At 35.7% G+C, this 10,414-nt stretch carries 10 protein-coding genes; all 10 read right to left on the bottom strand.

Annotated elements, in window-relative coordinates:
- The coding region (fliD, locus tag AC220I_RS13145; RefSeq protein WP_486724302.1) for a flagellar filament capping protein FliD at positions 1-1,817 on the bottom strand (1,817 nt) is incomplete at its 3' end.
- A gap of 99 nt (positions 1,818-1,916) precedes the next feature.
- Positions 1,917-2,285, bottom strand: a complete 369-nt coding sequence (locus tag AC220I_RS13140; RefSeq protein ID WP_486724301.1) for a DUF8042 domain-containing protein — start codon at positions 2,283-2,285, stop codon at positions 1,917-1,919.
- Positions 2,286-2,294: 9 nt separating this feature from the next.
- On the bottom strand, positions 2,295-3,455 hold the full coding sequence (pseC, locus tag AC220I_RS13135; RefSeq protein WP_486724300.1) for a UDP-4-amino-4,6-dideoxy-N-acetyl-beta-L-altrosamine transaminase: 1,161 nt from the start codon (positions 3,453-3,455) through the stop codon (positions 2,295-2,297).
- A complete protein-coding gene (pseG, locus tag AC220I_RS13130; protein ID WP_486724299.1) occupies positions 3,448-4,476 on the bottom strand; it encodes a UDP-2,4-diacetamido-2,4,6-trideoxy-beta-L-altropyranose hydrolase in 1,029 nt (342 codons plus the stop codon). The genes pseC and pseG overlap by 8 nt, the downstream gene beginning before the upstream one ends.
- 22 nt (positions 4,477-4,498) lie before the next feature.
- Entirely contained in the window at positions 4,499-5,545 is a 1,047-nt protein-coding gene (gene pseI, locus AC220I_RS13125) for a pseudaminic acid synthase (protein ID WP_486724298.1), read from the bottom strand.
- A 10-nt stretch (positions 5,546-5,555) separates the two neighbouring features.
- Positions 5,556-6,857: an aspartate aminotransferase family protein gene (locus AC220I_RS13120; RefSeq protein WP_486724297.1), complete on the bottom strand. Its 1,302-nt coding sequence runs from the start codon at positions 6,855-6,857 to the stop codon at positions 5,556-5,558.
- An 18-nt stretch (positions 6,858-6,875) separates the two neighbouring features.
- Positions 6,876-7,772 (bottom strand): aldo/keto reductase, encoded by an 897-nt coding sequence (locus AC220I_RS13115; RefSeq protein WP_486724296.1) that lies wholly within the window; start codon positions 7,770-7,772, stop codon positions 6,876-6,878.
- A 21-nt stretch (positions 7,773-7,793) separates the two neighbouring features.
- Entirely contained in the window at positions 7,794-8,549 is a 756-nt protein-coding gene (locus AC220I_RS13110) for a cytidylyltransferase domain-containing protein (RefSeq protein WP_486724295.1), read from the bottom strand.
- Between the two features lie 21 nt (positions 8,550-8,570).
- A complete protein-coding gene (locus AC220I_RS13105) occupies positions 8,571-9,851 on the bottom strand; it encodes a DUF4910 domain-containing protein (RefSeq protein WP_486724294.1) in 1,281 nt (426 codons plus the stop codon).
- A partial coding sequence (locus AC220I_RS13100) for an AAC(3) family N-acetyltransferase (RefSeq protein WP_486724293.1) occupies positions 9,851-10,414 on the bottom strand: 564 nt, incomplete at its 5' end. The genes AC220I_RS13105 and AC220I_RS13100, both read right to left, overlap by 1 nt.

Here is a 10,414-nt window from a genome sequence, read left to right as displayed (position 1 = left end):
TGATAATAGTAATTGTCTTCATGATCGCTTAAAAGTTCAAGTAATCTATCAATTTTTTCATCCATGGTTGCAATTTTTTTAGCTAAATCACTGCTTACATCTACACCAGTTGTACGACCCGCTTTTTCGATCAAGTATCCTTTTCTGCCATCGCTGTCACTTGTAATTCTGATATTATTCTGAATAATATCGTTAAGTCGGTTTGCAAGTCCATTCTGCTTATATCTAGTTGAACGATTTGCAGTATCTGTATAGTCCACATCTGATTCTGTAGTGAATAAAGCGATTACTTCATTTGGTCGCTCTTTAAGTGCCTTATCTAGTTTAGCCTCGTTTATCGTGAGCTGGCCTTGCTCTTTATAATTTGAGGTAGATTGAATACCCAAATCGTAAAGTGTAATTCCCAAGCCCTCAACAGACTCATATAGGGCTTGTCTTAAACTTGTTGTGATGCTTTTTAATGTAGGGTCATTGCTTAAAGTCCCTTTTCGAGCTTGTTTTTCCCAGTTCTCAATCTCCTTCTCACTCATAGCATCACGTTCTTCAGCTGTTAGTGGCTTATAATCATAACTCTTAGTCTCATAAATTTTATCATTAATTGTCTTTAATACTTCATTGTATTTTTCTACGAACTTGACAATCATATCTTTAACGCCAGTGGTATCAACATCTATATTTACATTGACAGCACCTGTTGGAATTTCATTTAAGGTAATTGTTGTGCCATTGTATTCAAACTCATTTGTAGATCTTGTAGTAGATACACCATTAATCTCAAAAATAGCATTTTGGGATGCCGTATGTGCTTCAGTACCACCAGCCAACTTGAAGTTTGCCAACAAACCACTTGTATCTGTTACAGAAATATCTCCATTTGAACCATAATCGTTTGCCAACATTGTAAACTTGTCATTATAGCTGTCGTAAGAAATAGATACACCTGCATCACTGTTGTTAATGGTATCCATCACCTTACTTATGGATGTCGTATCAGCAAAGGTAAAGGTTTCTCCGTTTATTGTTAAAGAAGAATCTCCTGATGTACCAAACATTTGGCTTAAAGATCTGTTTAAATTAACTACATTGCTATCGCCCGAAGTCAAGTTAATCGCTTGCAAGAGTTCTGAGTTCGTAGAACCCACTGTAAAAGTATGACCAGGTTCTTCAGTTGTTGTACCTTTTTTATAAATCTTAAACTCAATCTCATCAAGGCCTGCACCTGTGACTTCAGCAGTAATATCAACATTTCCAAAGGCTTCCTTAAGATGTGTTGTCAACTGAGTCGCCAGAGCTGTATTATTTACATAATCTGTTGTACTTAATTCGATGGTCTTTTTAACCCCATCAAACTCAAAGGTCAATTTATTATTAAGATCAATTTTACTATTAATATTGGAAATACTGGATAAAGTGCCTGTCTTAACATTAGATACTACTTCGCTACCGGATTCATATTTATCCTTGGTTGCCAGTTGAGTAACGCTACCAATTGTAAAACTTCCTTTAGTGGCAGAACTTGAAGCACTAACACTAACTGCTGTGGTAGCTGTCCCCGAAATACTTGCGCTAGCTGAAAAAACATTAAATGCCGTTTTAGATCTCAAATTTGTACTGCTATTTAAATAGTCAAAATACGTGCTCTGAAAGCTACTTAGTAAGGTACTGATTTCTCGATAATCTTCACGCTGCCATTCTGTATAATCACGGTCCTTTTTGACATTATCAACCTTTACTTGTTCAACCTTTAAGAGCTTCTGAATCATTGAATCCGTGTCAATACCAGAAGCCAAACCAGATAATCTTAATGTATCACTCATTTTTTCACCACCTATTCCATACAATCCTTATATCATATATATCGGCATTCCTTAGAAAAAATGAAGTGAATTAAAATGTTTTTTTTAACATTGAAGATATTAGTGTATTCTTGATCCCGATAATATGTTCTCAGCTTCACTTCGCCAAGCATTGTATTTTTTTAATACAACATTTTGCAGAAATTCTTTCGCTTTCTCACGCTCTGGTCCATCGAAGATGTTCATGATATCGATAAGACTTTCTGACAAGTCTTTCTTTAGAATATCCAAATTTAAAAAATCTGAATCCGAATAAATTGTTGCAAGAGAAGTATGAACACTATCATAGCTCTCTATAAAATCGCTAAGCATCCACATTGCATTGTCTATTTTGCCCTCATCAAGCATTTGAATGGCATGAAATAAACTCTCCTCCATAACACTTAAGAGTTCTTTTACGCGTTCTTCCATGTTCTTGTCCTTCTCCATAGCTTCTCCTCATTTAATGTATTTTTTGATGCATTTCTTAACGGATTGAATTACATAGTCAACATCTTCTTTAGACATTGTTGGAAACAAAGGTATCGTAATAATTGACTCATATAGGGTTTCAGCCACAGGACAGAGTCCTTTCTCATAACCCAAATTTCTATAGTATGGGAAATAATAAACCGGAATGTAGTGTACATTGACGCCTAAATTACATGCCCTAAGCTCCTCAAAAATCACTCTTCGATCTACTGTCAATTTATCAAGGTCCAGTTGGATCACATAGATATGCCAGCTTGATTTCACATATTCATTTTGAAAGGGAATGACAATCCCATCAAAATCTTTGAAAGCTTCATCGTATATTTTTACGATATCAAGTCTTTTTTCAAGAATGGTTTCTATGCGTTTTAACTGACTAATTCCTAAAGCACACTGAAAATCCGTAATTCTGTAATTATAGCCAAGATCTTGTTGTTCATAGTACCATGGACCAGCATCTTTGGCTTCCATCAAGTCTATATCTCGTGTAATGCCATGTGTTCTGAATTTAAGTAATTTCCTATAAAGATTCAAATCATTTGTCGTTACAATACCGCCTTCACCCATCGTGATATGTTTGACTGGGTGAAAGCTAAAAATTGCCATATATGATTTTTTCCCAATTTTTTCACCGCGATATTCCGCCCCAACAGCATGCGAAGCATCCTCAATCACTAAAAGGTCAAATTCTTCAGCAAGTTTATAAATTTCAGCCATCTCGCATGGTTGTCCAGTAAAATGAACTGGAATAATGGCTTTTGTTTTAGAGGTGATTTTATTTCTAATCTCTTTTACAGAAATATTATAAGTTTTCTCATCAATATCTGCAAAAACTGGCGTTCCTCCACAATAAAGCACACAATTTGAAGTGGCTGCAAAAGTAATTGGCGGGACAATTACTTCATCACCTTCTGTAATCCCTGCTGCTAAACATGCAATATGGAGTCCTGCTGTTGCACTTGAAACCGCGACTGCATATTTTGCACCTACGTATTCACAAAATGCCTGCTCAAACTCTGCTGCTTTAGGACCTGTTGTTAAAAAATCCGACCTTAACACTTTCACAACTTCATCAATATCATCTTCAGTAATCCACTGTCTTCCATAAGGTATAAATTTATTAGGCATTAGAATCCCCCTTTTCTATTTTAAAAGCATTTAAAATGTCTCTAATTTCATTAACAATACGCCACGCGCCATTACCATCTAATAATAATTGCTGGCGATTCACCATTATTTTGCGCATATCGTAATCATCACATAGTGATTTAAGTTCATTGACGAACTTATCTTTCTCTAGTTTATTAAACCAGCCCACACACCTTACAAGGCCACTTTTATCCATCTGATCCGCAATTTCAACTTGATTATCAACAATAATGATTGATAGTGTCGGAACGCCTGATGCACATAGCTCATATAGTGTGCTTCCTGAGGATGAAATTGCAAGATCTGCCTTTTTCATTAGGCTTGATAAATCATTCAAATTTTCATACAGTACTATATTACGACTATTAAGGGCTAGTAGTGCATCTTTATTTTTAAAACCTGCTCCAATAACCACATGAAGTTCTATTTGATCAAATGCCTTCACTCCTCTAATCCAATGAATTAGAGTTTCTGTTAAATTATGATTATCTGTTCCACCAGTAGTAATCATTATTTTCTCAACATTTAAAGAAACATTTCGAGCTGGTAAACCGGCATAGACCTCGCTGATCATATTATACTTTGGACCCAACAAATATTTCTTACTGGAACCTTTAGGATAGGGTAACAAGTCTGCATTAATATTGCCGTTTATAACAATATCTACTGGATAATCAAAAGCACACAAATCATCCACGTATGCCAGTATAGGAACCAATGTTTTAATATTTTGTAAGTATGACGCTGTTATCTCATAAGTATCTACGATGACAACAGACACTTTTTCATCTATTAATAACGATAAGAAATCATCCGTGTCATCGATATGGATAAAGGGAAACCCAGCCTGTTCGACAAGTTGTTTTGTCAATTGGTTTTCTCCTGAAAATCGAACATAAAAATTATCACCCCTAAATGCCCTTGCAAGCGTCAGACATCTCTTCACATGTCCAAATCCAATTGTTTCACTTGCATCAGCTTTGATAATTACGTTTTGCATATTGTTCCCCTCTAATCCACTTCTATTTTATGTGTTTCCAGCTCAATGGCGTTCCTCTTTCAAGGTCACAAACCGCTTTTTCTCCAATAACAGCTTCATAATATTTTGGCTTTAACCCATGCGCAGGTCTAATAACCCGAATATTTTCCTCAGTTAAAGTTTCACCTGCCTTGATATCTGCTACAACAAAAATCGATTTTCTAAAGACACGACTCTTTGCTTCTTTTTCTGAAATCGTATACTTCACTTCGCCCAAAACGGCCTCTGTCTGCCTAATAAGATCAACCATTTCCTTAAATTCAGCGGGTTCCATTGAAAAAGCAGAATCAGCGGTCTCTACCTTTCGATCTAAGCAAAAGTGTTTTTCAATGACCTTGGCACCCAATGCTACAGCAGTTACTGGTGCGGCACTTCCCATAGAATGATCAGATAATCCCACTGGGACTTTAAAGGCTTCAGAAAGATTTGCCATGGTCTTTAAATTCATATCTTCAAGCCTAGCTGGATAGGCACTTGAACATTTTAAGAGACAAAGATTTCTATTACCCATCTCAAAAACCGCGTTCACAGCTTCTTCTATTTCACCGAGAGTTGCCATGCCTGTTGACATAATCATGGGTTTTCCCTTTGAGGCCACATACTTAATCAATGGAATATCCACCACCTCAAAGGAGGCTATCTTATAAAATTCTATGCCTAATTCTTCTAGAAAATCAACTGCAGTTTTATCAAAAGGTGTTGATAAGATATCCATATCAAGTCTTTTGGCTTCATCGAAGATTGCTTTATGCCATTCCCATGGCGTAAAGGCTCTCCCATATAATGCGTAAAGATTTTCGCCTGCCCACAAGCCTTCTTCAATTTGAAAATATGGCTTATTAGAGTCAATCGTAATCGTATCAGGTGTATAAGTTTGAATTTTGATACAATCAGCACCACTCTCTTTGGCCGCTCTCATAATAGCAAAGGCATCCTCTAGTCGTCCACCATGGTTAGCAGACATTTCCGCTATGATATATGCTCTTGAAGCCTTTTCATCAAATATACATGCTCTATCTTGTTTACTCATGCGAACCTCTTTATTGGTTTCTCTTAAATATAGGGTTGATTAACTTACCCTTCATGATATTTTCAACGGTTCCCTCTTTAATTGCCGTTCTAATATCTTTAAATGCCAAATCCACTGCATTTAAATAAAGCTGAATATCTTCTTTTGTGTGAGAAAGGTTAATATTGTTGATTCCAACAGTCAATATAGATTCCTGGACCATTCTTTGTTGGAATACTGAACTTACCTCTAAATAATCCAAGTTGCCTGCGCCTTCAAATACAACGCCGCAATGTGGTGGCAACCCATATGATTCAACTACACCATGTAGTTCATATTGATCGATAAGATTTTTAATGCCATTTAACATCATTTCACCGAGTTCCCATATATGTTCATAGCTCTCTTTTGCTTCTAATCTTTTTATCGTCTCTAGCGCAGCAACCATAGAAAGCGTCTCACCACCAAAGGTTGTCGAAATAAAAACACCCTCTGATCCAATGAGTTCTAGAATTTCACTTCTACCAGCTACAGCAGAAATTGGCATCCCATTTGCCATTCCCTTACCAAATGCCACTAGGTCTGGTCTCACATTATAAAGTTCCTGAGCACCACCTAATGCATATCTAAATCCAGATACAACTTCATCAAAGATTAAGAGCGCATCATATTTATGAGCTAATGCTCTTACTGCTGCCAGATAACCATCATCTGGTCCGTTACCCTGAATCGGTTCTAATATTACCGCTGCCACTTGGTCTTTGTGTTTCATTAATAGTGTTTCAAGTTGGTCAAGATTATTGTAGTCAAATGCTTTCGTAAGTTCACATACTGCTTTAGGAATTCCCTTATTATTCTTTGTAGATCCAATATACCAATCCTGCATACCGTGATAACCCGAAGCCAAGATGATTTCTTTACCTGTGAATGCTCTCGCGAGACGTACTGCTGATGATGTTGCATCAGATCCGTTTTTTACAAATCTAACCATCTCTGCACATGGGATAATTTCAACCAATTTTTGAGCCAACCTCACTGAAACTTCAGCTGGTTGTGAGAATATAATCCCTTTATCAAGCTGTTTTATAATGGCTTCGTTTATACCTTTATCGTTATATCCAATCGTGATTGGTCCAAGTGCGCATACAAAATCCAAGAACTTATTACCATCAACATCCCATAAATAAGCACCTTCGCCTTTTTCAATAAAAGAAGGTGAGATTCCTTCACAAAAATATCGGAAGCTCTTTGAATATGTTTGTGAACCTATAGGCGTTACCTTTATAGCCTCTTTTAAGAGTGCATCGCTTCTTTCAAATTTATTATTTGCCATCTAAAGCACTTCCTTTCATTATCGCCACAAATTTGGCATTAAAATTTTTGATTCAATTGTCCTAAATGATTTTTTCAAAATATCTATACAAGCCTCTTCAAGAGGCTCAGAATTGATAATTTCTATATTTTCAAGTAGCTGTTTTACATTATCCACGCTAAACACCCAGAAATCAATATTTTCATTTTGATAAACATATTGTACAGCCACTTTAGCACGATCAAGTCCATACTGGTCTGCTATATTTTCAAATCTCTTAACATAAGGTTTTGCAATATCTAAATAACCCGGAATTTCATCAATATTCATCATCAATAGGCCCTGTAGATATGCGCTTCTGGCAAATACTTTTATATCCCTGTCTTTTGTGTGCTTGAAAAAATCAGTTTGATCCAATCTTTGATCAAACACATTATATGGAATTTGAATATAATCGACTAAACCTTTCTCAACTGCATAGATTGCATCTTCAGGTTCATATATTGATACGCCAATATGGTCAACTAAGCCTTCCACTTTCAAATCATATAAGGCTTCCATAATTTCTAGTTGATATAGGTGTTCTGAATTGTGTAACATATAACCATTAAGCTTATCTAAATTAAGTTTTTTTAAGGAAGCTTCAGCTGCCTTAAAGACTTCAGCTTTAATATTTCTAGAATTTTCAATTTCCATTTTTGGAGGAAGTTTAGAAATGATATTAAAGCAATTTTGATCCCTATGCTTGTCTTGATAAGCACCCAAGATTAATTCAGAGCTACCATATGCAGATGCCGTATCTAAATACTTGATATTATGCTTATATGCCAAATCAAGTATATCAAAAACAACATCATCAGAAGGCTTTCCAGATTTATTATTGATCCCGTAATTCAGTCCAAAAGTAACCGTTCCAAGACATAGTTTATTTTTCATTCTGCCCCACTTTTAATTCAATCAATCGTTTTCAAGCGATTTAATAAGTCCCTCGTTTCTAAAAAACTTACTATTGATTGCAGAGATTTTAGGATTTTCCTTTAGGTATTGAATAATATCTTCCTTTAAAAAGTCTGGTTTAACTGGATATAAATGATTATAGATTAATCGTATAAATTCATAATCTTCATATTCATCCAAGGTCCATCTTAAATCAGATTGATCAATTTCACTTTTAAAATTAGCTTTTCTAAACATTGCTTCACTATTACGTATATAAGTGGTCACATGTTCTCTGTCAGATTTTAATGTAGCGACTTCCCATACCTTCTTTATCACTTCAAATTTGATCACTTCAGTGTCTAAACCATCGGGAAAAGTAGGCGGTTCTACATTTGATGCGTAGTCATAATCTCCTTCAAGTGAAAGATTAATAACTTCATCAATAATACTCGCATCAATAAGAGGGCAATCTGCAGTAATTCTAACCAATCTATCACCACTAGAGCCACCATGATATAAAGCACATTGATAAAATCGATCTAGCACATCTTTTTCGCTTCCTCGAAAAAAAAGAATCTGATTGGACTTGCAAAATTCTTCAATTTTATCATCACTTGTATTCACAGTTGTTGCAACCACTACCTTATCAATCCTACTGCTCTTTTTAACACGATTTACCACATGATATAAGTTGGGCATTCCTACAAAATCCATCATCACCTTGTTAGGTAATCTTGTTGAACCCATCCTTGCTTGAATTATTGCTATTACCATATTTTTCTCCAAATTATAAATTTATGATTTCACTTCTATGAGATCATTATCATTCAATGTATTGATAATCGAAATTACTTTTAAAGGATTAACACCCGTTATTTCACTAATATCAATAATATCATTTTCACCATCTAAGTAGGCAATTACATTCATCATATCCCTAACAAGTTCACCTGATTCTTTTGTGCTCAAGGTAGGATATAGCCCTCTTTTTCCAAGCTGAGGTTCACCAAAGCATTTAATTTTATAATGCCTATTTGCTTCAATAACTTCAATGCATGATTTATGGAGCTCAAAACTGCCTTGTAAACCTGCTTCAGAAATCACACTTAAGTCATCAAGTGATGTATGGTATTCTGGATATTCAGCATATTTGCTTCTCATCAAGCTCACTACTGGCAAGTCAATCCCAGGACTACAGTACTGTCTTTCGTCACTACCACGATCTAGATACGAATACCTCTTATAGTTTAAATCTGTATATCTCATCATCATCTCGCCAATTCGATCGGAAAGTGTATCACCTTTACGTGATGGCAAATATGAATAACATCGATCATCACCTACACATGTTAAATTAAAACCTGCAATTACTCGGGCTTTCATATCCATATAATTTTGACTTAAATAGGTGATTGATCCAATCGTTTCAGGAACAAATACGATTCTATATGAATATCGCCTTTTTTGGGAAAGCAACCATTTTATAAGATATGTTGCTAATACAGGGCCTGATAACTCATTGTTCGCCATGGAAGGATGGCAAATATATGTTGATATAAATATTTCCTCTTTTTGTTGACCTGGTATCAATACCTCTCCATAAGTTAAATGACCTTTTTTATGTTCACTATCTATAAACACCCTATAATGGTCATCACTCAAGGCTTGTTTAAATTCATCTGTCACGCAGAATCCCCATCTCTTCTTATAATATGATGTGATGTAAGGGATCGCATTAGGTTGTTGTGGTAATGAATATAGGTGTTCTAGGAGAACCTCCCTAGTAACAACTTCATCTATAGCAATTGAATAACCCATCACATGAAGGTTATTTTTTTTGAAATCAACTATTTTTTCACCTTTTTCGTTTAATATATAGGCATCCCGGATATTCCATTCTTCTGGGATTTCCCAATCAAAAGCCTGTGTACCACTAGGCACTTCAAAAGTCCTTAGAGGAATATGCGTTTTTAGAATATCAAAAGTCTTTCGAACCCCATCACCTGTGATACTTCTGCAAATGGGAAATAGCTCAGATGCCAAGGTATACATTTCTTTACCTACTTTTTCAAACACTATTCTCTCACCTCACTCTGACTTCCCCTTATTAACAACTCAGGATTTCGTTTTATTTCGCTTTTAATAAAGGTGTACATCTGACGAGATGAGACCACGTTTATAATGCCTTTTCCAAGCTTGACCACTTTAACCAGACCAGCCTTTATCATTAGTTCATGAAACTTCTGAAAATCCGGTTCGTTCTGTGGTTTATCATAATCATAAACAAAATGATAAAAAGTCACTCTTCTAGCAGATTCAGTATCAATAAGGTCACCCACAAATCCTTTATCATAACGATAAGGCACTTTCAACTGTTTTTCTACATAATGGATAAATGTGGATCCCGAGTCAAAGTTAAGGTTGCAAATAATGCCATCTGACGCCATAAATCGATCCCAAAAACTGCCGATGCCGAAGGACTCATATATTTCGCCCTCCGTAAAAAACTTTGCATTTTTACCCAATGCCACTACTGAAAAATTTGCATCCATTGACCGTAATGCCAGTGGATCAACTCTAGCTTCTTCAGACAAGAAACCACATACACCAGGTGTTTTGTTTATATCAAATGGCATTTC

It is taken from the genome of Fusibacter sp. (assembly GCF_057447755.1).
The sequence above is the reverse complement of the archived record's forward strand: the minus strand, read 5'-3'. Positions and strand labels throughout refer to the sequence as shown.